The organism is Amphritea sp. GJ51-11, from assembly GCF_055808735.1.
In genome coordinates this window covers 3345101-3369105 of sequence record NZ_CM147881.1, presented here as the reverse complement: position 1 = coordinate 3369105, position 24005 = coordinate 3345101, and the positions used below count along the sequence as shown (strand labels likewise).

At 49.9% G+C, this 24005-nt stretch carries 24 protein-coding genes; 12 read left to right on the top strand and 12 right to left on the bottom strand.

All coding sequences use genetic code 11. The annotated features are described in order from the left end of the window. Positions 1–17: 17 nt before the first annotated feature. From AC0L4K_RS15070 to AC0L4K_RS15055, 4 genes are all read left to right on the top strand, one after another. Complete coding sequence (locus AC0L4K_RS15070) at positions 18–323, top strand: lipopolysaccharide assembly protein LapA domain-containing protein (RefSeq protein WP_417228103.1); 306 nt, start codon at positions 18–20, stop codon at positions 321–323. A 1-nt stretch (position 324) separates the two neighbouring features. Next, a complete protein-coding gene (gene lapB / locus AC0L4K_RS15065; protein ID WP_473266966.1) occupies positions 325–1494 on the top strand; it encodes a lipopolysaccharide assembly protein LapB in 1170 nt (389 codons plus the stop codon). Positions 1495–1526: 32 nt separating this feature from the next. After that, positions 1527–2234, top strand: a complete 708-nt coding sequence (gene pyrF / locus AC0L4K_RS15060) for an orotidine-5'-phosphate decarboxylase (RefSeq protein WP_473266964.1) — start codon at positions 1527–1529, stop codon at positions 2232–2234. 82 nt (positions 2235–2316) lie between these two features. Then, on the top strand, positions 2317–2598 hold the full coding sequence (locus AC0L4K_RS15055) for a ComEA family DNA-binding protein (RefSeq protein WP_473266962.1): 282 nt from the start codon (positions 2317–2319) through the stop codon (positions 2596–2598). 112 nt (positions 2599–2710) lie between these two features. Here the strand turns inward: AC0L4K_RS15055 and AC0L4K_RS15050 are convergent, their stop codons facing one another. From AC0L4K_RS15050 to typA, 4 genes are all read right to left on the bottom strand, one after another. Next, entirely contained in the window at positions 2711–3604 is an 894-nt protein-coding gene (locus AC0L4K_RS15050; RefSeq protein ID WP_473266961.1) for an AEC family transporter, read from the bottom strand. 4 nt (positions 3605–3608) lie between these two features. Beyond that, positions 3609–4046 carry a D-aminoacyl-tRNA deacylase gene (gene dtd / locus AC0L4K_RS15045; protein WP_417228098.1) on the bottom strand — a complete coding sequence of 146 codons (438 nt, stop codon included), beginning with the start codon at positions 4044–4046 and terminating at the stop codon, positions 3609–3611. Positions 4047–4074: 28 nt separating this feature from the next. Continuing rightward, positions 4075–5025 (bottom strand): prolyl aminopeptidase, encoded by a 951-nt coding sequence (gene pip, locus AC0L4K_RS15040; RefSeq protein WP_473266959.1) that lies wholly within the window; start codon positions 5023–5025, stop codon positions 4075–4077. Between the two features lie 100 nt (positions 5026–5125). Next, complete coding sequence (typA, locus tag AC0L4K_RS15035) at positions 5126–6943, bottom strand: translational GTPase TypA (RefSeq protein WP_417228096.1); 1818 nt, start codon at positions 6941–6943, stop codon at positions 5126–5128. Between the two features lie 440 nt (positions 6944–7383). Here typA and glnA point away from each other — a divergent pair, with 440 nt between their 5' ends. From glnA to trmL, 4 genes are all read left to right on the top strand, one after another. Beyond that, positions 7384–8787 carry a glutamate--ammonia ligase gene (glnA, locus tag AC0L4K_RS15030; protein ID WP_417228095.1) on the top strand — a complete coding sequence of 468 codons (1404 nt, stop codon included), beginning with the start codon at positions 7384–7386 and terminating at the stop codon, positions 8785–8787. A 264-nt stretch (positions 8788–9051) separates the two neighbouring features. Then, positions 9052–10119 carry a nitrogen regulation protein NR(II) gene (gene glnL, locus AC0L4K_RS15025; protein WP_417228094.1) on the top strand — a complete coding sequence of 356 codons (1068 nt, stop codon included), beginning with the start codon at positions 9052–9054 and terminating at the stop codon, positions 10117–10119. Then, entirely contained in the window at positions 10116–11540 is a 1425-nt protein-coding gene (gene glnG / locus AC0L4K_RS15020; protein ID WP_417228093.1) for a nitrogen regulation protein NR(I), read from the top strand. Before glnL ends, glnG begins: the two co-directional genes overlap by 4 nt. Before the next feature lie 54 nt (positions 11541–11594). Then, the gene (gene trmL, locus AC0L4K_RS15015; protein ID WP_473266957.1) at positions 11595–12059 is read left to right on the top strand and encodes a tRNA (uridine(34)/cytosine(34)/5-carboxymethylaminomethyluridine(34)-2'-O)-methyltransferase TrmL; all 465 of its coding nucleotides are present in this window, start codon (positions 11595–11597) and stop codon (positions 12057–12059) included. A gap of 82 nt (positions 12060–12141) precedes the next feature. On the opposite strand, the gene secB is transcribed toward trmL, so the two are convergent. Genes secB through AC0L4K_RS15000 form a run of 3 tightly spaced genes read right to left on the bottom strand, consistent with a single transcriptional unit; the run spans position 12142 to position 13324 of the window. Continuing rightward, positions 12142–12630 carry a protein-export chaperone SecB gene (secB, locus tag AC0L4K_RS15010; RefSeq protein ID WP_417228091.1) on the bottom strand — a complete coding sequence of 163 codons (489 nt, stop codon included), beginning with the start codon at positions 12628–12630 and terminating at the stop codon, positions 12142–12144. A gap of 23 nt (positions 12631–12653) precedes the next feature. After that, entirely contained in the window at positions 12654–12908 is a 255-nt protein-coding gene (gene grxC / locus AC0L4K_RS15005; RefSeq protein ID WP_417228090.1) for a glutaredoxin 3, read from the bottom strand. Between the two features lie 2 nt (positions 12909–12910). Beyond that, positions 12911–13324: a rhodanese-like domain-containing protein gene (locus AC0L4K_RS15000; RefSeq protein WP_417228089.1), complete on the bottom strand. Its 414-nt coding sequence runs from the start codon at positions 13322–13324 to the stop codon at positions 12911–12913. Positions 13325–13648: 324 nt separating this feature from the next. Between AC0L4K_RS15000 and gpmI the strand changes: the two genes are divergently transcribed. The 4 genes from gpmI to AC0L4K_RS14980 are packed head-to-tail and all read left to right on the top strand — an operon-like array spanning position 13649 to position 18666. Further along, positions 13649–15199, top strand: coding sequence for a 2,3-bisphosphoglycerate-independent phosphoglycerate mutase (gene gpmI / locus AC0L4K_RS14995; protein WP_473266956.1), 1551 nt, complete (start codon positions 13649–13651; stop codon positions 15197–15199). A 33-nt stretch (positions 15200–15232) separates the two neighbouring features. Then, positions 15233–16375, top strand: a complete 1143-nt coding sequence (locus AC0L4K_RS14990) for a murein hydrolase activator EnvC family protein (RefSeq protein ID WP_473266954.1) — start codon at positions 15233–15235, stop codon at positions 16373–16375. Positions 16376–16429: 54 nt separating this feature from the next. Beyond that, positions 16430–17767, top strand: coding sequence for a S41 family peptidase (locus AC0L4K_RS14985; protein ID WP_473266953.1), 1338 nt, complete (start codon positions 16430–16432; stop codon positions 17765–17767). Continuing rightward, positions 17764–18666, top strand: coding sequence for a divergent polysaccharide deacetylase family protein (locus AC0L4K_RS14980; RefSeq protein ID WP_417228085.1), 903 nt, complete (start codon positions 17764–17766; stop codon positions 18664–18666). Before AC0L4K_RS14985 ends, AC0L4K_RS14980 begins: the two co-directional genes overlap by 4 nt. Positions 18667–18878: 212 nt before the next feature. On the opposite strand, the gene AC0L4K_RS14975 is transcribed toward AC0L4K_RS14980, so the two are convergent. The 5 genes from AC0L4K_RS14975 to coaBC form a co-directional block, all read right to left on the bottom strand. Beyond that, positions 18879–19646 carry a sulfite exporter TauE/SafE family protein gene (locus AC0L4K_RS14975; RefSeq protein WP_473266951.1) on the bottom strand — a complete coding sequence of 256 codons (768 nt, stop codon included), beginning with the start codon at positions 19644–19646 and terminating at the stop codon, positions 18879–18881. 74 nt (positions 19647–19720) lie between these two features. Next, positions 19721–20317: a nucleoid occlusion factor SlmA gene (gene slmA / locus AC0L4K_RS14970; RefSeq protein WP_417228083.1), complete on the bottom strand. Its 597-nt coding sequence runs from the start codon at positions 20315–20317 to the stop codon at positions 19721–19723. Continuing rightward, the gene (gene argB, locus AC0L4K_RS14965; RefSeq protein WP_417228082.1) at positions 20317–21231 is read right to left on the bottom strand and encodes an acetylglutamate kinase; all 915 of its coding nucleotides are present in this window, start codon (positions 21229–21231) and stop codon (positions 20317–20319) included. Before argB ends, slmA begins: the two co-directional genes overlap by 1 nt. Beyond that, entirely contained in the window at positions 21215–22654 is a 1440-nt protein-coding gene (locus tag AC0L4K_RS14960) for a phosphomannomutase/phosphoglucomutase (protein ID WP_473266950.1), read from the bottom strand. The genes argB and AC0L4K_RS14960 overlap by 17 nt, the downstream gene beginning before the upstream one ends. A 19-nt stretch (positions 22655–22673) precedes the next feature. Then, complete coding sequence (gene coaBC / locus AC0L4K_RS14955; RefSeq protein ID WP_417228080.1) at positions 22674–23873, bottom strand: bifunctional phosphopantothenoylcysteine decarboxylase/phosphopantothenate--cysteine ligase CoaBC; 1200 nt, start codon at positions 23871–23873, stop codon at positions 22674–22676. Positions 23874–24005: the final 132 nt, after the last annotated feature.

Below are 24005 nucleotides of genomic sequence, written 5' to 3'. Positions count from 1 at the left end.
AACAGTAGGGGTAAATAATGCGTTGGTTAAAAATATTGCTGGTACTGGCGCTGTGTCTGGTATTTCTGTTCTGTGGCTGGACCTTTGCCACGCTGAATACTGAGCTGGTTTCGATTAACTTATTTTTCTTTACGCTTCCCGAAGCTAGCTTATCATTGTGGTTGATGGCGAGTTTTGTTGTCGGTGGTATTGCTGGGGTTGTGGTCAGCAGCATTTTTGTCATGGTCTTGAAGCTTAAGCTTCAGGCGGCAAAACGTAAAATTAGCTCAGCCGATAAGGAGCTTGATCAGCTGCGTACTGCGGCGTTAAAACGCGCTACCTGATATGAATGATTTACTGTTTATTATTCCGCTGTTCGTTGCGGTTGCTATTGGTTGGTTACTAGGGCGTCAGCAGAATAATAAACAGCCACAAAATACCCTGCAGCAGGAGTATTTTCGCGGTCTCGACTTTTTGTTGAGTGAAAAAACCGATGAAGCTATCGATAGCTTTATTCGTGCCCTGGAAATTAATTCTGATACCATTCCTGCCCATATCGCGCTGGCTAAACTCTTTCGTAAGAAAGGTGACGTTCAACGTGCCATTCAGATTCATCAGAGCTTACTGGCTCGTTCAGATCTTTCCCATGATGATTTCATGCGCATCCAAATGGCGTTGGCACGGGATTACTATGCGGTCGGTTTACTTGATCGTGCCGAAAATCTGTTATTAGAAATTAGATCCCAGCGTTCGAGTGCTGATGTGTTACAAAAAGCCTCCGCGTTGCTGATTAAGCTCTACGCTAAAGAACAGGAATGGCAGCAAGCTCTTGATGTGGCTAAACAGCTGAGCGTTACTGAGCGGCCGGGACTAGACGTTGAGTTGAGTCATTATTGCTGTGAGCTGGCTGAAGGCTATATTGCGCAGCAACGTTATCGCCACGCGAGTGCTAAGTTGAATTTAGCGTTAACGTTTGACAAAAATGCCGTACGCGCCAATCTGTTATTGGCCGATATCGCCATCAAGCAGCAAGAGTGGAAAAAGGCCATCGCGACGTTAAAACAGGTTGCGCAGCAAGATAGCACCTTCCTGTCTGAAACCATTGAGCGCTTGAAGCATTGCTACCATGAATTAAATCAGACTTCTGAGTTTGAACGATTGATGAAACAGTGGCTGAATAAATATCCCTCAACCAGTATTATGCTCGCCCTTGGCGATATTATTTTGCAACAGCAAGGGGCTTATCCTGCGGGTGCCTTTATTACCGATCAATTAAAGCAGCGCCCTTCGATAAAAGGCTTTAACCAGCTAATCGACCTCTATATCACTCATGCATCAAAAGGCGCGAATGAAAGCCTGATGGTGTTGCGAGGGCTAACAGGGCAGTTAGAGTTGAGCAAGCCGGTCTATCACTGTCAGCGGTGCGGTTTTTCGGGTAAGTCGCTGCATTGGCAATGTCCCTCCTGTCAGAACTGGGGGACGACTAAACCGATCCATGGGCTTGAGGGTGAATAGCCAGGATCATAATTTGTATGAGATGTAAGTAAATGAATGATACTAAACGGGTTATCGTTGCGTTGGATTATCCGGATCAACTTGCCGCCCTGACAATGGCAGAGCAGCTGGATCCTGAAAAATGTCGCGTAAAAGTGGGTAAAGAGCTGTTTACCCGAGCGGGACCTGCGGTGGTCGAAGCGCTTCATGGGAAAGGCTTTGATGTTTTTCTAGATCTAAAATTTCATGATATCCCGAATACCACTGCTAAGGCTGTTCGTGCGGCGGCTGAGATGGGGGTCTGGATGGTCAATGTTCATGCTTCTGGTGGCCGGCGGATGATGGAGGCGGCACGGAATGAACTGGATCAGGTCAATGGTGCAAAAACACTACTGATTGCGGTTACCGTGCTGACCAGCATGGAACGTCAGGATTTGGCGGACATCGGCTTAGATATTGAGCCATTGGAACAGGTTAAACGATTGACCCTGCTGACTCAAAACAGCGGTTTAGATGGTGTTGTCTGTTCGGCTCAGGAAGTGAAACCATTACGGCAGATTATAACGCCTGATTTTCAACTGGTGACGCCGGGGATTCGACCTGCTGATGCTGCGACAGGTGATCAGAAGCGAATTATGACGCCGGGAGAAGCGATTAGCGCGGGAAGCACTCATCTGGTTATTGGTCGCCCGATTACCCAGTCAGATGCACCTGTCGCGGCGTTGGCGCGTATTGAGCAGGAGATTCTTGCAGCACGATAGTTGTCACCTTTTTATTTTGTGCTATTACTGTAAAAACCAGTTTATGCTGGTTTTTTGGTTTAATAAACAGAAGGAAATAACTATGAAACGGACTTCATGCTTAAAGTCGTTGTTACTGCTGCTGTGTCTGAGTTTGCCCTTGGGAGTCTTTGCCGAACCGATGGTGAATATCAACACCGCGGCCGCTGACCAACTTGCCGAAGTATTGCAAGGGGTTGGGCCTGCTAAGGCTAAGGCGATTGTTGAATATCGTGAAACCAATGGGCCGTTCAAAACGATTGATGAATTGGCAAACGTGAAAGGTATTGGTGGTGCCACCGTGGCGAAAAACCTCCAGAGTATCGCCGTTGAGGATCCGCAGTAAGGTTTAAGTGTGCATAGTGAGTGCTTTAGGTTTGAGACTGAAGTGCTGGAACTCAGCGTCGAAACCCAAAGCTTAGTTTGTATGTTAAAGGCTGCCCGATGGCAGCCTTTTTTTATAGCACAAAGACCAAGGTGGCCGGAATGAAGAGGAGAGCGCCCATGTTTCCTAATAATACAATTGAAGCGACCTGCTTGGGTTCTTGATTGTATTGTTCGGCGACAATGTAGTTGAGTACTGCCGGTGGCAAGGCGCCAAAAATGATTAGGTAGACAAACTGCTCCGCATCGAGGTGAAGCAGTTGTTGTACCGCATAGGCGATCAGGATGCCTGCAAGTGGGCTCAGCACGGCACCAGTTACGCCGATCCTCCAAGCACTAAAGTCGACGGTGATCAGTCGAACCCCTAGCGTGAATAGCAAGAGTGGAATCGATATCTGACCGAGCATATCGAGGCTCGTGGCGATCGACGCTGGCATCGGCAAACTCAAGTTGCTCCATGTTAGGCCGGCGATGGTGGCAATGATGATAGGCATTCGCAGCAGTCGCCAAGGATTAGTGCGGTGATCCATCATATAGATGCCCACAGTGAAATGTAGCGTCATTTCTACAATAAACAGCATAATCGCAGCGGGTAGTGCTTGTTCACCAAAGGCGAGAATGATTAACGGTAGGCCGAGGTTGCCACTGTTGCTAAACATCATCGGCGGGAGGAATGTTTTGGCCTGCACCTTAAGTACTTTGCATAATGGCCAGAGTAACAAACCCGATCCGAGAATGACGAGTGCCGCGGCCATGGCCAGCCCTTGATATTTAACCAGATCGAAGGATTTGTCCGACAGCACGAAAAACACCAGCGCGGGCACAAAGATATCCATATTGAGCTGGTTTGCCAGTGTCATATCGGGTTTCTTATAGCGGCCATAAAGGTAGCCGCTCAGCACGATGGCGAAGAGGGGGAATACCGTAAGGAAGATACGTTCAGCCAAGGCGAAGGCGGTGGTGTCCATCGGGTTATACTTCCAGTAGAAAGGTTACGGGGCCATCATTAATGAGGTTGACTTGCATGTTGGCACCAAACTGGCCGCTGGCAACCTCCGGATGGAGGGCTTGGGCTTGCTGAACAAAGTAGTCATAGAGGGCTTCGCCCTGTTGTGGGCTGGCGCCTTTGGAAAAGCCGGGTCGTAACCCTTTGGCGGTGTCGGCGACGAGCGTGAACTGGGAGACGATTAGCAGCCCGCCGTTGTGCTGTTGCAAGTTGAGGTTCATTTTGCCCTCGGTATCGCTGAAGATACGATAATGCAGTATTTTCTGCAGCAGCTTGTCGGCGCAGGCTTCGTCATCGGTTTTCTCAACCCCGAGTAATACCAGTATGCCAGGGCCTATCTGGGCGTGACGTTCGTCGGCAATATCAACTGATGCGGCATTGACCCGCTGAATAAGTGCTTTCAACTGTGTTCCTTGCTGGTGTGTTGCTCTGTCAGGCTTTCGATAGCGAGAACTGCTTGGTCGCTTTGATCAGGTTATCGGTAATACCGGGTTCAAATGCGCTGTGCCCTGCATCTCTAACGATATGGAGTTCTGCCTGAGGTAGTACCTGTTGCAAGGCGAAAGCCTGCTCAATTGGGCACACCATATCATAACGGCCATGTACGATAACGGTTGGGATATGCGGAATCTTATGGGCATCGCGAATGATCTGATTGGTGTCGATAAAAGCATTGTTGATAAAGTAGTGGGCTTCTATCCGAGCCATCGCTAGAGCGATATGTGGGGCTCCGAAATGGTCGACAACATCATTGTTAGGGTTAAGTGTCGAGCAGCGGCCTTCCCAAATAGACCAGGCTTTAGCGGCAGACATTCGGGCAATATCGTTTTCTGAGGTTAGTCGTTTATGGTAAGCCTGCAGCATGTCACCACGTTCCTGTGGTGGGATGACCTTTTGGTACTCTTGCCAGTAGTCAGGAAAAATAGCACTGGCGCCTTCTTGATAGAACCAGCGTATATCCCGTTCACGGCACAGAAAAATGCCACGAAGGATCATCCCTGAGACACGTTCTGGATGGCTCTCGGCGTAGAGTAAGCTGAGGGTTGACCCCCAAGAGCCGCCAAAGAGCAGCCATTGATCGATATTAAGATGTTCGCGAATCTGTTCGATATCACTGATTAGGTTTTGTGTTGTGTTGTCAGTGAGCTCTGCGTGGGGTGTTGATTGTCCACAGCCGCGCTGGTCAAACAGAATAATACGATACTTTTCGGGATCGAAGAATTTGCGGTGAGTGCCGCTGGTGCCGCCACCGGGGCCGCCATGAATAAATAGAACCGGGATGCCTTGGGCGTTGCCACTCTCTTCTATATAGAGGGTGTGCAGATCATCAACAGCCAGTTGGTGCTGTTTATAAGGATTGATATCGGGAAAGAGGATGTTCATATCTGGGTGTCCTTGTGAGCTGACAGACACCGGGAGTATAGCCCGGAACAGCAGTCGCTGTCCGGGCTATTTACGTGCAGGAGAGTAAAACTAAAAGAGTTTACTTACCTGAACGTGAGTGACGTTTACGTTCGTTTTCAGTCAATAACTTCTTACGAATACGGATAGAGATCGGCGTTACTTCGACCAGCTCGTCATCTTCAATGAAATCCAGAGCCTGTTCTAGGGTAAAGCGAACCGGAGGCGTCAACTGAATGTTCTCGTCAGTACCGGAGGCACGTACGTTGGTCAGCTGCTTACCTTTGATTGGGTTAACCGCGAGATCGTTATTGCGGCTATGAATACCCAGAATCATACCTTCGTAGACTTCGATATTCGGTTCTACGCACAGACGGCCACGTTCTTGCAGGTTCCAGAGTGAATAACCCAGTGCTTTACCGGTTACCATTGATACCAGAACACCGTTGTTACGGCTGATCACTTCGCCTTCTTTAACTTCACCGTAGTGGTCAAAGACGGACGTCATGATACCGGTACCGGAAGTCATGGTCAGGAACTGTGAACGGAAACCGATCAGTCCGCGAGATGGGATAAGGAACGTCAGGCGTACACGGCCTTTGCCGTCGACTTCCATATTGTTCATATCGCCGCGACGCTTGCCTAGTTCTTCAATGATGTTACCTTGATGCTGTTCTTCAACATCAATCATCACGGTTTCGAAAGGCTCGTGGGTTTTGCCGTCGACTTCTTTCTGGATTACTTCAGGACGGGACACACCCAGTTCGAAGCCTTCACGACGCATAGATTCGATCAGTACGGATAGGTGTAGTTCACCACGACCCGATACTTTGAACTTCTCAGGAGAGTCGCCCTGTTCAACGCGCAGTGCAACGTTGTGAATCAGTTCGCGATCCAGACGGTCTTTAATATTACGGCTGGTGACGTATTTACCATCTTTACCGGCAAAAGGAGAATCGTTGACCTGGAAGGTCATGGATACTGTTGGCTCATCGACAGACAGCGGAGGCAGCGCTTCGACAGCTGACGGATCACACAAAGTATCGGAGATGTTTAGGGCATCAATACCGGTGATACAGATAATGTCGCCCGCTTGAGCTGTTTCAACATCAACACGATCCAGACCAAGGTAACCCATGATCTTCTGTACTTTACCGTTACGGACATTGCCGTCGCGGTCGATGATTTTAACCACATGGTTCAGTTTAACCGAACCACGGCTGACTCGACCTACACCGATAACACCCACATAGCTGTTGTAGTCCAGTGCGGAGATCTGCATCTGGAAAGGACCCTGAGTATCAACCTGTGGTGGGTTAACGTGCTCAATGATCGCTTCAAACAGTGGCGTCATATCATCTGCCAATGCATCTGGCTCTTTACCCGCAACACCGTTAAGAGCAGAGGCGTAGATGATTGGGAAGTCTAGCTGTTCGTCGGTTGCGCCGAGGCTGTCAAACAGGTCAAAAACCTGATCGATAACATAGTCAGGACGTGAACCCGGACGGTCAACCTTGTTAACAACAACGATAGGGCGCAGGCCTTGCTCAAACGCTTTCTGTGTTACAAAGCGCGTTTGCGGCATTGGGCCATCAACAGCGTCAACCAGAAGACATACGCAATCAACCATTGACAGAACCCGTTCTACTTCGCCACCAAAGTCGGCGTGTCCGGGGGTGTCCACGATGTTGATATGGTAATCATTCCACTCAATGGCAGTGTTTTTTGCCAGAATGGTGATACCGCGTTCTTTCTCCTGATCATTGGAGTCCATGATCCGTTCAGTGCCTTCGTCGCGACGTCCCAGCGTACCGGACTGAGAAAGCAGTTTATCAACCAGAGTGGTTTTACCATGGTCAACGTGGGCAATAATTGCGATGTTTCTTAATTTTTCGATCACGTCTGGGAACCTGTGCAGACAAATTTTAGAAGCGCGCATTATACATGAGTTATCAGTCGGCTGCGTCTTTCTTATGAGATGAATCGTAAAAATAGTTTTTTTTCTGGTTTGCCGATCTCTTTTAGAGGATAAGTCCTATGGGTTAGCGTATTATGATGGCACCTTTTTGAGGCAGCGAGGTTAAGGGTAAATCGGGAAAACGTCGCTCGCACTATTTTGGTTCGTTATTTGTTTTGCATGCTCTATTTTGGTTCGTTATTAAGGGCTGTCATTGTTTCAAATTCGATCAAAGCTGCTAGATGTCGCGTGTTTTCGGTGCTTGTGTTTACTGGCATACCTCTTGCTGTTTAAAAGCGAAACAAGCCTGACTGGTTGGACTATTAATATGTCTTACGCAATCGGTTGGGGGTCTGGCAATATAATCTAGTGGAGAAAGTCACATGTCAGAGACTCTGAATCTGATCAAAGAGCATGATGTTAAGTGGGTTGATATGCGTTTTACCGATACTCATGGTAAAGAGCAGCACGTTACAATCCCGGTCACCGAAATTAACGAAGACTTCTTCGAAGAAGGCAAAATGTTCGATGGTTCTTCCATCGGCGGCTGGAAAGGCATTAATGAATCAGACATGATTCTGCAGCCAGACGATTCTGCTTCTGTGATGGATCCCTTTGCTGAAGACACGACTATTATCGTGCGTTGTGACATCGTTGAGCCGACCACCGGTCAAGGTTACGAGCGTGACCCACGTTCTGTTGCTAAGCGCGCTGAAGCTTACCTGAAATCAACCGGTATCGCGGATACGGCTATCTTTGGCCCTGAACCAGAATTCTTCGTGTTTGATGAAGTTAAATGGCACGCTGATATCAGTGGTTGCGGCTACTCTATCGGTTCTGAAGAAGCTTCTTGGTCGACTAACAGCAGCTTCGAAGGTGGTAACACCGGTCACCGTCCACGGGTTAAAGGAGGTTACTTCCCAGTACCGCCAGTTGATTCACTGCATGACCTGCGTGCCGCTATGTGCGATGCGATGACTGCGATGGGCCTGACAATCGAAGTACATCACCATGAAGTAGCAACCGCTGGCCAGTGTGAGATCGGTGTAGGTCCAAACACGCTGACGGCTAAAGCCGATGAAGTACAGATTCTGAAGTACTGTGTCCATAACGTTGCTCACGCTTATGGCAAGACCGCTACCTTTATGCCTAAGCCTTTGGTTGGCGATAACGGTTCTGGTATGCACGTTCACCAATCACTGTCTAAAGATGGCGTTAATATCTTCCATGGCGATGCTTATGCGGGCCTGAGTGAAACAGCGTTGTTCTACATCGGTGGTATCATTAAACACGCGAAAGCGCTGAATGCTCTGACTAACGCATCAACTAACGCCTACAAGCGTTTGGTACCAGGCTTTGAAGCCCCTGTTATGTTGGCGTACTCTGCCCGTAACCGTTCTGCTTCTATCCGTATCCCATACGTGACTAACCCTAAAGCTTACCGTATCGAAACACGTTTCCCAGACCCATCTGCCAACCCTTACTTGTGCTTTGCAGCACTGATGATGGCTGGCCTAGACGGTATTAAGAACAAGATCCACCCTGGCGATCCAGCCGATAAAGATCTATATGACCTGCCTGCTGAAGAAGCGTTGGCGATTCCAACCGTTGCGACTTCTTTTGAAGAAGCCTTGGCAGCGTTGGATAATGATCGTGAGTTCTTGACAGCTGGTGGCGTGTTCACTGACGACATGATTGATGCTTATATCACACTGAAAACTGAAGAGTGTGAAAAAATAAGCCAGACAACTCACCCTGTTGAGTTTGACCTGTACTACTCTGTTTAATCGCTAGCGATTAACTGAAAAGAGCCTCCCGCGTGGAGGCTTTTTTTTATCCAAAATAACGTTGCCCCAAAAGAGTGCGCAGAGTGTTATGCTAAAGCGTCAGGCGGCGATCTAAAACATCTCGATATGACCGGAAATGCCCGCTACCGGGCTTATTTTTTTGTCTGCACTAAGTTGGTTTGCTTTTTGCAGTTATCTTTATAACCGCCGTACTTATGAATAGAGAATGGCATATAGGCAAGTTCTTGAGGTATCGCATCAAAGATGAAAACACCTGATTTGCATAAGCACATATTAGATAGTTTATCGACGGCGACGGTGTTGGTCGATGGGCAGTTGCAGTTGGTGTATATGAACCCCGCGGCAGAAATGCTGCTCGAGTCCAGTGCTCGTCGTTTGGCTCAATTACCTTTTCATGACTGGTTTCTGGTCGATGATGATCAGAATGCGCTACTTGCGGCACTTGAAAAGGGCCATCCATTTACTAAGCGTGAGGCGAAGCTCGTCACGCTGGGCGGACGTGAGATTACCATCGACTACAGTGTTAATCCCATGCCGCAAAAATATGGTCAGTTGGTGTTGATCGAACTGACCCCGCGAGATCGGTTGATCCGTATCTCTCGAGAAGAAGAGTTACTCAGTAATCATGAAACGGTGATCTCTCTGGTGAGAGGCTTAGCCCATGAGATTAAAAACCCATTAGGCGGTTTGCGGGGGGCGGCGCAGCTGCTTGAGCGTGAGCTACCTGATGAGGCCTTGCACGATTATACCCGGGTCATCATTGATGAGGCTGACCGCTTACGTAATCTCGTCGACCGGATGCTTGGACCACATAAAATGCCTCGTATGGAGGAGGTTAATATTCATTCCATACTGGAGCATGTCAGTAGTTTAGTGACCGCCGAAGCTGCTGGTCAGATCTATGTTCAGCGAGATTATGATCCCAGTTTGCCTGAGTTTATGGGGGATCGGGAGCAACTGATACAAGCGGTGCTGAATATTGTTAGAAACAGTATGCAGGCACTGCAGGAAGCCAATATTGATCAGCCTCGTATCGTGTTGCGTACTCGGGTTATCCGTAATTTAACACTGGGTGCCGAAATGCACCGCTTGGTGTGTTGCGTTGAAATAACGGATAACGGGCCGGGTATTCCTGAAGAGTTATTACAAAAGATTTTCTACCCCATGGTGAGTGGTCGAGCGGCCGGCACCGGGCTTGGGTTATCCATAGCGCAATCAGTATTAGCGCAACACCGGGGGCTGATTGAATGCCGTAGCGTCCCGGGTGAAACCTGTTTTCAACTATTAATACCATTGGAGCAACAATCATGACTAAGGCTGCATCTGTATGGATTGTAGATGATGATCGTTCAATTCGTTGGGTGATGGATAAGGCCCTCTCCAGCGAAGGAGTTAGGGTGACGCTGTTCGAAAGTGGCGACAGCATGTTGCAACAGCTTTCCCGTGAGTCGCCTGATGTTGTTGTCAGTGACATCCGTATGCCAGGCATCAACGGCTTGGATCTGCTTGAGCGGGTCAATGCGGAGCATCCTGAACTGCCGATTATTATTATGACGGCCCATTCGGATCTGGATAGTGCGGTGGCTTCTTATAAAGGGGGTGCGTTCGAGTATCTACCTAAGCCGTTCGATATCGATGAAGCCTCAGCATTGGTGATGCGCGCCGTGGAGCACGCCCGTGAACAGCAGCAACAGCGAGGTGAAGAGCCCGAAGCGCAGACTGAAATCATTGGTGAAGCACCGGCGATGCAGGAGGTTTTTCGGGCGATAGGGCGCTTGTCTCAATCGAATATCACCGTATTGATCAATGGTGAATCCGGTACCGGTAAAGAGTTGGTTGCTAATGCGTTGCATCAGCATAGCCCGCGCTCGCCAAAACCATTTATTCCGTTGAATATGGCGGCTATCCCCAAAGATCTAATCGAATCCGAACTGTTTGGCCATGAGAAAGGCGCCTTTACCGGTGCGGCCGCGGCTCGACCGGGGCGGTTTGAGCAAGCCGATGGTGGCACGCTGTTTCTTGATGAGATTGGTGATATGCCGGCGGACACTCAAACGCGCTTATTGCGAGTGCTGGCAGAAGGTGAGTTCTATCGGGTAGGTGGACATACTTCGGTGAAGGTCGATGTGCGTATTATTGCGGCGACCCACCAAGACCTTGAGCGGTTGGTGCAGGAAGGACGTTTCCGTGAAGATTTATTTCACCGCCTTAATGTTATCCGTATTCATATCCCTAAGCTGGCGGAGCGGCGCGAAGATATTCCTCGCCTTACACGTCACTTCTTGCAAAGTTCAGCCGAAGAGCTAAGTGTTGAATCAAAGTTGCTGCATCCAGATACCGAGGTGTTTTTAAGTAACCTTCCTTGGCCGGGTAATGTGCGTCAGCTCGAAAATACCTGTCGTTGGCTGACAGTGATGGCTTCGGGCCGGGAAGTGTTGGTCGGTGATTTGCCGCCAGAGCTGTTGGAACAGACCGGTGATGAGCAGGTCGTCACTTCAAACTGGGAGAAAGCGTTACGTAACTGGGCTGAAAAGCAGTTGCAGCAGGGATCGACATCGATTCTGGATACAGCGGTGCCTGCGTTTGAGAAAATTATGATAGAGGCCGCGCTGAAGCAAACTGCGGGTCGCCGCCGGGATGCCTCGTTATTGTTGGGCTGGGGGCGTAACACGCTAACCCGCAAGATCAAAGAGCTGGGTATGGATGATGTGCCGGAAACGCTAGAGGAGTAATCTTTAGTCAGTTTCAGCTATAATCTCTGCCTCATTGAGTGTCAGGGATTTTTTATGCTTCACGTTGTGCTTTACCAGCCGGAAATACCACCCAATACCGGTAATATTATCCGTCTGTGTGCGAATACCGGGTTTAAGTTACACCTGATTGAACCACTGGGATTTGATTTTGATGATAAGAAGTTACGCCGTGCGGGGCTGGATTATCATGAATTCGCTCAGGTTGGACGCTATCCTGATTTGCAGAGTTGTCTGGATGAACTGTCGGGTGGCACTCTTTGGGCGCTGACAACGAAGGGAAGTGATCACTATACCGGGGCCAGTTTTAGTGCCGGTGATATCTTGCTCTTTGGTCCGGAAACCCGTGGTCTACCAGCGGATGTATTAGATAGTTTACCTAGCGAGCAGCGACTGCGTTTGCCAATGAAGGCTGATAGCCGCAGTTTGAATCTGTCTAATACGGTGGCTGTGGTGGTTTACGAGGCTTGGCGTCAGTTGGGTTTCGATGGTGGTGCCTGACCGAATGCTACATTTCAGTCGAAAAAAACCGGATAAGCATCCGGTTTTTTTAGCGCTCGGCTCGTGTTGAGCGTTGTTTTGCTTAGTGCTGTGGGGCTTCTTCAGTGGCGGCAGCTGCTTGCGCTTGCTGTTGCATCTGTTGCGCATACAGCGCATCAAAGTTAACGGGTGACAGCATCAGTGCTGGGAAGCTACCTTTGTTGACCATGTTATCAATGGCTTCGCGGGCATAAGGGAACAGAATGCTTGGGCAGAAAGCGCCTAGCGTGTGGTGCAGTTCAGCTTCGGCCAGACCGGTGATAGTGAAAATGCCAGCTTGCTGTACTTCAACGAGGAAGGCTGTGTCATTGTCATTTTTAGCGGTAACTGTCAGGGTCAGAACAACTTCAAAAACACCTTCATCCAAGGTTGCAGTCGCTGAATTCATATCCAGGTTGATTTCTGGCTGCCACTGTTGAGTGAATACTTTTGGTGAGTTTGGTGCTTCAAAAGACGCATCTTTCAGGTAAACCCGCTGAATAGCAAACTGAGGGTTTTGTTGTTCTTGTGCGCTCTGATCGTTCTCTGCCATGGTCTTATATCCTGATAATTGAGTTAGTCAGCCAGTAACGTATCCAGTTTGCCCTGCTGTTCCAGTGCAAACAGGTCGTCACATCCGCCGACATGTTGATCGTTAATAAAAATTTGCGGTACCGATGTCCGGCCACTGCGTTGAATCATCTCTTGACGAGCACCCGCAACCGCTTCAACATTAATTTCGTTGTAGTGGGCGTTTTTTTGATCCAGCAGCATTTTTGCTCTGCGGCAAAAAGGGCACCAGCTGTTGCTATATAGCGTTATTTGCGACATGACTATTTAATCACCGGTAGACTTTGTGCTTTCCATTCTGTCATCCCGCCCGATAGACGTACAACATTTTCAAAGCCCGCTGTTTTTAGCTTTTTGCTAACCGCTCCGGCTGTCTGGCCGATATTGCAAACAACGATAATCGGCTTTTCTTTATGTTTGTTCAGCTCGGTGATGCGTTTGTCGAGTTCCGTCACCGGAATGTGGACGGCATCGGTGATGTGGCCGGTGGTAAATTCTTTCTTCGGTCTGATATCCAGAATCACGGCGTTATCTTTATTGATCAGCCGGGTTGCTTCATGGGTGCCTACAGATTTGCCCGCTTTGTTCTGTTCAGTCCACAGCAGCATGGCGAGGGTCAGTGCCCACGCTGCTACCAGCATAAAATTATTGGTGATGAATTCGAGCAGTTGTTCCATTCTCTGTATCCGGCCAGTTTGAAGATACTTAAATTCGGTCTCTTAATGCAGAGGGTGAAATCTAAGTCGATCGTCATGATAGTTTTTAAAGCGGGTAAGTATACCTTGCCAAAGCGCAACAGGTAACAGCTATGAGGGGGAAATAGCGATGAAAAATGATCAATGAGGAGGATATGGGATATGACCGGCAATTTTTTTAATCTTCTGTCGGTTTTCCGGGAGAATTCGCCATTGGCGTGTTTTGTCAGTAAAATAGCCGGCCACTGGCTCAGCTGTGAATAACAGCTTAAAACTCTAAAACAACTCTGAGTGAAAAGAACCTCTATGACTGATCTTCGATCCCCAAAAGCGTTAATTATTCTTGATGGCTTCGGTGTAGAAGCAACCGAATCCAGTGCGATTACGGCGGCCCGTACCCCGACTTGGGATCGCTTGATGGCAGAAGCGCCCCATAGCCGTATCGCCACCTCGGGTCTCGCCGTGGGTCTGCCGGATGGGCAGATGGGCAACTCTGAAGTTGGGCATATGAATATCGGTGCTGGACGGGTTGTTTATCAAAACTTCACCCGTATCAATAAGGCGATCGAAGAGGGCACCTTTTATCACAACGAAGTGCTCACCGCTGCCATTGATAAAGCGGTAACGGCAAACGGTGCAGTGCATGTGACCGGGCTGTTATCCCCCGGTGGTGTACACAGTCACGAAGCACAAATATTTGCGTTGCTAGAAATGGCGGTTAAGCGGGGCGCGCAAAAGGTTTATCTGCATGCAATTTTGGATGGTCGGGATATGCCGCCTCGCAGTGCGAGTGACTCTATTAAGGCGGCAGAAGCGAAATTTGCGGCTTTGGGCACGGGGGCAATAGCGACCGTGGTTGGCCGTTACTTTGCAATGGATCGGGATAATCGTTGGGAGCGGGTGCAGTTAGCCTATGATGCGATGACCACCGGTTTGGCCCCTTGTTATGAAACGTCGGCAATGGATGCGTTACAGCACGCTTATGAGCGTGACGAGAATGATGAGTTTGTACAGGCGACCACGATTATTGGTACGGATGGCCAACCAGTAGGGTTAATCAGAGATCATGATGCGGTGATCTGTGCTAACTTCCGTCCAGACCGTTCACGTGAGATTACCCGGGCCTTTGTAGACACCGCGTTTGATGGTTTTGCCCGGGCAGCGACACCGGCATTATCGGATTATGTGATGATGACGGAATATGCGGCTGATATTCAGGCAAATTGCGCCTACCCACCGGTTAAACTATTTAATAGCTTGGGTGATTTTCTTGCTAAACAGCATAAAACGCAGTTGCGCATTGCTGAAACGGAAAAATATGCCCATGTCACCTTCTTCTTTAATGGCGGTGAAGAGCAGCCTTATGAGGGGGAAGAGCGTATTTTGGTGCCATCACCGGATGTGGCAACCTACGATTTGAAGCCAGAGATGAGCGCACCGGAAGTGACCGACAAATTGGTGGCTGCGATCGAGAGTGGCAAGTTTGATCTGATCGTGTGTAATTTTGCGAATCCGGATATGGTAGGGCACACCGGTAATTTTGCGGCCGCGGTTAAAGCGGTTGAGGTTATTGATCAGTGTATCAGCCGAGTGCTTGAGGCGATGCAGGAAGTTGCCGGTGAAACGCTGATTACGGCGGATCACGGCAATGTTGAGTTGATGGTCAATCCAACAACCGGTCAGGCACATACGGCGCATACTCTGTGGCCTGTAGCGTTGGTTTATGATGGTCCCCGTAAAGCAGAGTTGCGCCTCAAAGATGGTGCGCTGTGTGATTTAGCACCCACCTTGTTGGCGCTGATGGGGTTAGAGCAGCCGTCAGAGATGACCGGCCATTCCCTAGCTGATATTGGCTAAGGATGCGGGCCGTTCGTTGAACGGCCTTTTCGTATGCTGATAAAACGATTGATTCTAGCCTTAACCGCGGTGTTGCTCTTGCTTACGTCGCCGCTTTTTGCTGCCCAAGAAAAAGCCACTGAGGCCGAAATAGTGTCGTTGAAAAAGACGATCGCTAAACTGAGTAAAAATCTCGGCTCACTGAAGGGTGAGCACGCTTCTGTGCAGCGAGAACTGCGTCGTACGGATCAGAGTATCGGTGAGCTAACGCGGGAGCTGCGACGCCTAAATCAGCAATTGAAAGATGCCGAAGCGCAGTTGCGACAGTTGGAGCAGGAGAAAAAGCCACTGCTGATATCCTTGCGAAAGCAAGCCGTGGGGCTGGAAAAACAGCTGCGTCAGCAATATAAAGCTGGCCATCTGCCGCGTTTGCAGTTGCTGTTGACCCAGCGGGATCCTGAACAGGTCTCACGTATGTTGCGTTATTATGATCGGATCAATAAAACCCTGAGTCAGCGTCTCGAAGCGTTTCGGGCGGGTTTAGTTCGATTAGAACAGGCGGAGCAGGCGATTCGTTCCGCGCAGCAAAGTATTTTTGACCGACGCGATCTACTGAAAGCGCGTTCCGATGATCTAGCGTCGGTGCGTAAAGAGCGTCAAGTGGCCTTGAGCCAACTACAAAATCAACTGAATACCGATAGCCAAAAGCTAAAATCGATGCAGGCAGATCAGCAGCGGCTTGAAAAGCTGCTGACACAGATTCGCCAGTCGATTGAAAAAATCGCCATTGGTAGTGATGAAAAAGCGTTTCGTGACCTAAAAGGTCGCTTACCTTGGCCGACAAAGGGAAAGATCAGTCGTCGTTTTGGTAGCACCCGTGACGGGATTCGCTATGAAGGCGTGTTGATGGCACAGAAAACGGGCCAGCCGGTGACGGCAGTGCATCATGGTCGGGTGGTCTTTTCTGACTGGTTAAGGGGCTATGGGTTGTTAATTATTGTCGATCACGGTGCCGGTTATTTGAGCCTTTATGGCCACAATGAATCGCTGTTAAGCGATGTGGGCGAGTGGGTTTCCGCCGGAGACCAACTGGCTACTGTCGGTAGTAGTGGTGGTAGTGATGAATCCGGACTCTATTTTGCGGTTCGCTATAAGGGAAATTCAACGGATCCGCTTAAATGGCTGGCGAGAAGGTAGTGGTAGCGGTTATGCTGCTTTTATATTTTACAGATGTCTAAAAAAGGATGAACCATGACGCTGAAGCAACAGCTATCCAGCCTGACTAAACCTCTGCTGCTGACCTGCCTGCTGAGCGGGGGCGCGACACCTCTGTTTGCCGCGGATGTTACGCCTCAAAGTGAGGCGGCTAAGAGTATCCCGCTGGAAGAGATTCGGTTATTTACCGAAGTTTTCGAACGCATTAAAAACTCTTATGTCGAGCCGGTTGATGACGCTAAGTTATTAGAAGATGCTGTGCGTGGTATGTTGGCGGGGCTTGATCCCCATTCGGCCTATCTTGGCGCTGATGCTTTTACCGATCTGCAGAGTCATACCAGCGGTGAGTTTGGCGGTTTAGGCATCGAAGTCGGCGTAGAAGATGGGTTTATCCGTGTCATTGCGCCGATTGATGATACCCCAGCTCAGCGAGCAGGTGTTAAAGCCGGTGATCTGATTATCAAGTTGGGTGACCAGCCGGTACAGGGTATGGGGCTGGCGGACGCAGTAAAGCTGATGCGTGGCAAACCCGGTTCTGAACTGGTTCTGACCGTAGTGCGTGAGGGCGAAGATAAGCCTCTCGAGATTGTGGTCGTAAGAGATATTATCCGAGTGGCCAGTGTGAAACAGCGCTTGCTGGATGGTGGTATCGGTTATCTGCGCATTACACAGTTCCAAGTTAACACCGGTAAAGATTTACAGTTGGCGATAGAGAAGCTGCAAAGCCAAAGTGAATTAAGTGGTGTAGTTCTCGATTTGAGAAACAATCCCGGGGGTGTTCTGCGGGCCGCGGTGGAAGTCTGTGATGCATTTATGGATCAAGGGCTGATTGTCTATACCGAAGGCCGGGTGGCTAATTCTGAACTGCGTTATAATGCAACACAGAAGACGCTTGTCGATAATGGTGTGCCGATTGTGGTCCTCATTAACCAGGGCTCTGCTTCTGCCTCTGAAATCGTGGCCGGTGCACTACAAGATCAGTCCCGCGCCGTTATTATGGGGGTTGATAGCTTTGGCAAGGGGTCGGTGCAAACCGTTTTGCCGCTGACTAAAGACCGTGCCCTAAAACTCACAACGGCCCGTTATTTCACTCCACTCGGACGTTCAATTCAGGCGCAGGGGATTGTGCCAGATATCTACGTGGCTGAAGCAGATGTGAACCTTAAAGAGTCCGGTAATTTTATTAAAGAACGGGATCTAAGTGGCCACCTTGAAAATGCTAAAGCCGAGGCCGATGATCCGTCTGAACCCTTGGTTTCCATTGTGGAGAATGACTTCCAATTGTATGAGGCGCTTAATCTATTGAAAGGGCTCGCGGTGGTGCGGTCGGGTGCTAAATCTACCAAGGTTCAGCCGGCATCTACAATCCAGTGAATGCTTTTTGGCGGCCGCGGTGGTTTAACCTCTTCTTTGCTGCCAGTCTGCTTAGTCTACCGATGTTGTCTCAGCCGGTTTTGGCTGACACAGCATCGGCGCGCTTAATCATCATTATCGATGATATCGGTAATAGTTTGGAAAAAGGGATCGCAGCGATTAACTTGCCCGGTCCCATTGCTTACTCTGTTTTACCCCATACTCCCCATAGTGTCACACTCGCCGAGATGGCTTTCCGTCAAGGAAAAGAGGTGATGCTGCATGCTCCGATGGCCAATGCTGCTCATTTACGACTGGGGCCTGGCGCGCTGACCGACAGCCTCAATCAAACGCAATTAGAACAAGTGCTGCGCAGTGATATTGCCGCAGTGCCTCATGTGACCGGTGTGAATAACCATATGGGTAGCTTGTTAACCCAGCGTCGCCAGAAAATGGATTGGGTGATGGGCGTGCTGGCAGAGCAGGGGCTGTTTTTTCTCGATAGTCGTACCACGAGTCAAACCGTTGCTTGGAAGTCGGCCTATTCCCGTGGCATTCCTTGGCTGATGCGGGATGTGTTTCTCGATCATGAGCAGACCACTGCATTTGTCGATAAGCAGTTTCGCTATGGTATCAAGCTAGCGCAGGAACAAGGCTTTGCTGTGTTGATCTGCCATCCCTACCCGGTAACCATTCGTTATCTACAGCAGGCGTTACCGGCAATGGGTGAGCAGGGCGTTCAGTTGGTCGCACCGAGTGGTTTTTTATTACAACAAGCTGAGGCGCGACGGTTGGTGGATGCTCAGCGACTCGCCGAGACATTAACGCCTGCGTGTGACCAGCAAGATCATTGTCTGCCTCATCTAGCGTTGCGTGATCAAACTTCCGCGAAAGAGACGCCCGTCTTAACGCGGCCTTAGGGTGAATGTGAGGTTTAAAAAGCCAATCGCACGATATTCTTCTTAATATCCGATCTGTTTTTCCCCATTCATTATTGCCCCGAGAAGGGTCTCCTACAGGCGTGGTTTATTAGTGCTGTTGTCGGAGTTGCCTCTGGCTGCGATGGCCCGTGGTCTTAGCAAACAAGCTATCGCCTTGTGTAGAGGTTTCTGTATTCGGTTTTAATCGGGAGTTAGAGCATCATCAGGCCATCATAGATTAGTTTAATACCCACTACGATGGTCAGTGTTTCAAAGGCACGCTTAACCCAGTCATTGCCACGGCTCAGGGCTAGATGAGTACCGGTATAGGCACCGATAACCGCTCCGGTAATTAATGCCGGTAACCATTCCCAGTGAGGGGGTTGTTGTAAGGCGACCGTGATTGCGCCGGAGCCGTTCCAAAATAAACCCACGAGCACCAATACGTAGGCAACCGCAGATTTGTAGTCCAACCCAAACCAGCGCACTAGCCAGAGAGTCACGAATAAACCGGTGCCTGAGGTGAGTGAACCATTAAGAATACCGATTAATCCCAAGACTAGACCACCAATCAGCATGCCATAAAAGTCACGGTTGCGGGGTTCAAGGGTCATGCCCAACTGGGCTTTAAAGATAGAATATAGGCCCAAGCCTGAAGTGAGTAAGCCGAGACTAAGGATCGTTAAGGATTCCGGCAGTTGTAAGACGAGAATGCCACCGAGTATGACGCCGGGGAGACCGCAAGCCAGTATAAACAGGCAGAAGCTGCGATCGAGGGATTTCTCGCGTAGGTGGCGTAAGGTGGCACCGATACCTAATGCGACACTGGCGATTTTATGGGTTGCTAAGGCGCTGCTGAAGCTTAGCCCGAGAAACAGTAATACTGGGAGTTGCAGTAAACCCGCACCACCGCCAGCCATGGCCGAAAGACCATTGGCTAGCAGGGAGATAAAGACCAAGCTGAGTTGTTCGATAAGCATGTTGCGTCAATCTCAAAGGCCTACTGAATAGCACCTTTTAGTGGTAGAGCGATTGAATAGGAGCCTTAGCCAGCTTATCGACTCGCCGCCGCGGCTAAAATGCCCCACTGATCGGCCCAGTTGAGTGTGGGTCTCGCTTTAAATTCAGTGCGGACAAATTGACGAATGCGTCCTTCGGCGCAGGCTAGCATAAGGTTAGCGGTTGCCCCGGTTGGCAGCTCGGTTCGCAATCCTTCAGTCTGCTCAGCAGTTCGCATTATCTGCTTTAGCTGGGTTTCCATACGCTCAAAAAACTGATTGATACGCTGGCGTAAACGGTCGGTTTCGCCGGACAGTGCATCCCCTGTTAAAATACGGGCCATACCGGGATTTTTTTCAACGAAGGCGAGTAGCAGAGTTAAGATCTGCTCACACTGTTTGAGTGCGTTGGCATCCGAACCGGTAATAATCGTGATTCGACTAAACATGGTGTCTTCAATAAAGGTGATGAGCCCTTCAAACATCCGCGCCTTACTGGGGAAGTGGCGGTACAGTGCCGCTTCCGATACGCCTACATGCTTGGCCAGTGCCGCGGTGGTAATCCGGGCTCCTGGATCGCTTTCCAACATCATCGCCAGCGATTGCAAAATTTGCTCTCGCCGGGATGGTTTCTCTTTTGCCTCTGCCGCCATTATTCTTGTACCTTGCGGGTCTGGTTGGTGATCAGTGTACCGACACCTTCATCGGTAAAGAGCTCGAGAATGCAGGCGTGCTCAACACGACCATCGATAATATGAGCGCTGTTGACGCCGCATTTTACCGCACTGAGGGCGCAATCGATCTTTGGCAACATGCCGCCGTAGATCGTGCCATCTTCAATCAGCTCATCGACTTCTTGAGTCGTCAGGCCGGTCAAAACATTGCCTTCTTTATCTAAGAGACCGTTGATGTTGGTGAGTAGGATGAGTTTTTCTGCTTGCAAGACTTCGGCGACTTTACCAGCCACGAGGTCGGCGTTGATATTATAAGACGCGCCGTCGCTGCCAACCCCAATCGGGGCAATGACGGGGATAAAGTCTGAGTTGCTGAGCATGTCGAGCACTTTGGTATTCACATGATCGACTTCGCCAACATGGCCTATATCGATAATTTCAGGTGCCGACATCTCCGGTGATTTGTGTTTCACCTTCAATTTACGTGCCCCTAATAGCATGCCGTCTTTACCGGTTAAGCCGATGGCTTTGCCGCCGTTGCGATTAATGAGGCCGACGATATCTTTGTTGACCATACCACCTAGCACCATTTCCACCACATCCATGGTTTTCGCATCGGTGACGCGCATGCCGTTTACAAAGTGGGATTCAATCGACAGTTTGTCCAGTAACTCACCAATCTGAGGGCCGCCGCCATGTACCACTATGGGGTGAATGCCGATCAATTTCATCATCACGATATCGCGGGCGAAGCTGTCTTTCAGCTTTTCATCAATCATAGCGTTGCCGCCGTATTTGATCACCACGGTCTTGCCCGAAAATTGCTGAATATAAGGGAGTGCTTCGCTTAGCACGTTAGCGGTATTGATCGCTTCTTTACGTGACAGTGGCATCTATATCGTCTCTATTTGTAGGGTTTGTGTAGTTTGTAACCGCTAACTCAGGTATTTGCAAGTCTGGCATCACCTGTTTCAGTGTTTGTTCCACCTGAAGACTGATTCGCTGGAGTGCCGCGGCGGTTAATGCTTCGATTCTTAAGGTTAACATAGGGGTGGTATTCGAGGGGCGAATACCAAACCAACCATCGTTGTATTCCACCCGTAGGCCATCGATGTCATGAACGGTGGCGGGTGAAAAGTCTGATTTTTTTATCTCATCGATCAACTGAAATTTGTCTTCATCACTGACAGCAATGTTAATCATCGGGGTGCAAGGCAGTGGCGCAAACTGACTAAACAGTTGAGCTGCCGAGCGTTCGTTGTTGCTGAGCAGTTCCAGCAGACGGATAGCAGCATAAAGGCCGTCGTCAAAGCCATACCATTGCTCGGCGAAAAACAGGTGGCCGCTGAATTCGCCGCCAAAGAGTGCGCCGGTCTGGCGCATTCGGTTCTTGATCATCGAATGGCCACAACGCCACATATCGCCGATACCGCCGAGTTTATCGATCAATAAACCTAAATTGAGCGAGCACTTTACGTCATAGACGATTTCAACGCCGGGGCGACGCTGCAGCAGGTCTTGAATAAACAAACAGATAAGCTGATCCGGGGTGATGATCTCCCCCTGATTGCTGATGACGGCGAGGCGATCACCATCGCCATCTAAGGCTAAACCAATATCTGCTTTGAGTTCACGGACTTTAGTGATTAGGTCGATCAGGTTTTCAGGTTTTTCTGGATCGGGGTGATGGTTAGGAAAGTGACCATCAACATCGCAGTAAAGGGGTGTAACTTGGCAACCAAACTGTTGCAGGAGTGCAACAATAAAGGGGCCTGGTACACCATTGCCGCAATCGACGACGACATTCAGCGGTCTATGTCGCTGGCGGCCCTCTAACAGCCGTGTAAGGTAGCGTGTATCGATTGTCTGCTGTTTTAAGGAGCCGCTACCTTGAGCTAACTCATCGGCCATACAACGCTGGTAAAGCCCGCGGATCTCGTCCCCCGAGAGCGTATGACCACCGAGCATGATTTTGAAACCGTTATAGTCGGCAGGGTTGTGACTGCCGGTGACCATAACGCCTGAGCCCGTATGCAGTGCGTGAGTCGCAAAATATAGCGCTGGGGTCGGTATCATACCTAGCTCGATAACATCAATGCCGCTGCGTAATAAGCCTCGGATTAACGCCTGACTGAGGTCGGGGCTGGATAATCGACCATCATAGCCCACACAGATCGCTTTCTGCTTTCGTTCAAGGGCCTCACTGCCGATCGCCTGGCCGATCAGCAGTGCGCTAGCGGCATTAAGACTGTCGGGGTAGACACCGCGAATATCATAGGCGCGAAAGATTGCCGGATTGAGTTGCTGTGACTTCAACGGTTAACGGTTTCCTGATTCAGCGTGGCTGTTGGGCGGCAATAATATCGATTAACTTACCGGCTAGCTGGCGTTTACTGCATAGCGGCACTTGCTGCACCTGATCATGGCTGACCACTGTGACGGCATTATCATCGCTGTTAAAACCGATATCGCTGCGGGAGACGTCATTAGCAATAATAAGATCGAGCTTCTTCCGGGTTAATTTATCCTGGGCGTAATGAACCACATCCCGGGTTTCGGCGGCAAAGCCGACGGTGAATGGTTTGTTTGCCAACGCGGCTACGGTGGCGACGATATCGGGATTTTTGATCAGGTGGAGTTCCATGATCTCCTCTTTGCCTTTTTTCAGCTTATGCTCGGCAACAGCAGAGGGACGGTAATCGGCGACGGCAGCTGAGGCGATAAAAATATCACATTGATCGATGTTTTCCAGTGAGGCGGCCAGCATCTGTTCCGCACTTTCAACCATAACCCGTTGGCACCGGGGTGGTGCTGGCAGGTTGACGGGGCCGCTAATGAGCGTCACCTGTGCGCCGGCATCAATGGCGGCTTCAGCGAGGGCGTAACCCATCTTGCCAGAGCTGTGATTACTGATATAGCGCACCGGATCTAATGCTTCACGGGTGGGGCCGGCGGTGATAACAACCCGCTTGCCTGTCAGTAAGCCGCGATCAAACAGTGCGGCCGCTTGGCTGGCGATATCAAGTGGTTCCAACATGCGGCCGGGACCGGTATCACCACAAGCTTGTTCACCGACGCCGGGGCCAAGCAGACGAACCCCTTTTGCTGCTAAGCTGGTGGCGTTTGCTTGGGTCTGTGGGTCACGCCACATCGCTTGATTCATTGCGGGTGCAAGTACGACAGGGGCTTCGGTTGCTAAGCAGAGAGTGCTCAGGAGGTCATTGCCATGGCCGCTATTGAGTCGTGCCATAAAATCAGCACTGGCGGGAGCGATAAGGATCATATCGGCCCATTTAGCCAGTTCAATATGACCCATGCCGGCTTCGGCTTCGGGATCAAGTAGATGCAAGTGTACCGGGTTGCCAGAGAGTGCCTGTAATGTCAGTGGCGTAATAAATTCGATCGCGGCAGGGGTCATGACCACTTGAACATCAGCCCCTGCGCCTTTTAATAGGCGAGTCAGTTCTGCGCTTTTATAAGCGGCAATACCACCCGTGATACCTAAAACAATCTGTCTGTTCGTGAGTCTTTGCATACCGGATAACTTTATATCTGCATATATAGGGTCATTGAGGGAGCATAAGATACCACTATCTCCGGTCGAGTTACATTCCCACGGCGGCACACGGAGGGCTGGTCTACACTCAGATGAGTTAGGTCAAAATGA

What these genes read in the sequence shown, in the direction of transcription:
- slmA (WP_417228083.1), bottom strand. Translation starts at nt 20,317, where the DNA reads ATGGCGGCAGAGGCAAAAGAGAAACCATCCCGGCGAGAGCAAATTTTG.
- AC0L4K_RS14990 (WP_473266954.1), top strand. Translation starts at nt 15,233, where the DNA reads ATGCTGATAAAACGATTGATTCTAGCCTTAACCGCGGTGTTGCTCTTG.
- AC0L4K_RS15000 (WP_417228089.1), bottom strand. Translation starts at nt 13,324, where the DNA reads ATGGAACAACTGCTCGAATTCATCACCAATAATTTTATGCTGGTAGCA.
- AC0L4K_RS15055 (WP_473266962.1), top strand. Translation starts at nt 2,317, where the DNA reads ATGAAACGGACTTCATGCTTAAAGTCGTTGTTACTGCTGCTGTGTCTG.
- lapB (WP_473266966.1), top strand. Translation starts at nt 325, where the DNA reads ATGAATGATTTACTGTTTATTATTCCGCTGTTCGTTGCGGTTGCTATT.
- AC0L4K_RS14985 (WP_473266953.1), top strand. Translation starts at nt 16,430, where the DNA reads ATGACGCTGAAGCAACAGCTATCCAGCCTGACTAAACCTCTGCTGCTG.
- pip (WP_473266959.1), bottom strand. Translation starts at nt 5,025, where the DNA reads ATGAACATCCTCTTTCCCGATATCAATCCTTATAAACAGCACCAACTG.
- AC0L4K_RS15050 (WP_473266961.1), bottom strand. Translation starts at nt 3,604, where the DNA reads ATGGACACCACCGCCTTCGCCTTGGCTGAACGTATCTTCCTTACGGTA.
- glnG (WP_417228093.1), top strand. Translation starts at nt 10,116, where the DNA reads ATGACTAAGGCTGCATCTGTATGGATTGTAGATGATGATCGTTCAATT.
- trmL (WP_473266957.1), top strand. Translation starts at nt 11,595, where the DNA reads ATGCTTCACGTTGTGCTTTACCAGCCGGAAATACCACCCAATACCGGT.
- glnL (WP_417228094.1), top strand. Translation starts at nt 9,052, where the DNA reads ATGAAAACACCTGATTTGCATAAGCACATATTAGATAGTTTATCGACG.
- coaBC (WP_417228080.1), bottom strand. Translation starts at nt 23,873, where the DNA reads ATGCAAAGACTCACGAACAGACAGATTGTTTTAGGTATCACGGGTGGT.
- argB (WP_417228082.1), bottom strand. Translation starts at nt 21,231, where the DNA reads ATGCCACTGTCACGTAAAGAAGCGATCAATACCGCTAACGTGCTAAGC.
- AC0L4K_RS14975 (WP_473266951.1), bottom strand. Translation starts at nt 19,646, where the DNA reads ATGCTTATCGAACAACTCAGCTTGGTCTTTATCTCCCTGCTAGCCAAT.
- grxC (WP_417228090.1), bottom strand. Translation starts at nt 12,908, where the DNA reads ATGTCGCAAATAACGCTATATAGCAACAGCTGGTGCCCTTTTTGCCGC.
- gpmI (WP_473266956.1), top strand. Translation starts at nt 13,649, where the DNA reads ATGACTGATCTTCGATCCCCAAAAGCGTTAATTATTCTTGATGGCTTC.
- glnA (WP_417228095.1), top strand. Translation starts at nt 7,384, where the DNA reads ATGTCAGAGACTCTGAATCTGATCAAAGAGCATGATGTTAAGTGGGTT.
- pyrF (WP_473266964.1), top strand. Translation starts at nt 1,527, where the DNA reads ATGAATGATACTAAACGGGTTATCGTTGCGTTGGATTATCCGGATCAA.
- AC0L4K_RS15070 (WP_417228103.1), top strand. Translation starts at nt 18, where the DNA reads ATGCGTTGGTTAAAAATATTGCTGGTACTGGCGCTGTGTCTGGTATTT.
- secB (WP_417228091.1), bottom strand. Translation starts at nt 12,630, where the DNA reads ATGGCAGAGAACGATCAGAGCGCACAAGAACAACAAAACCCTCAGTTT.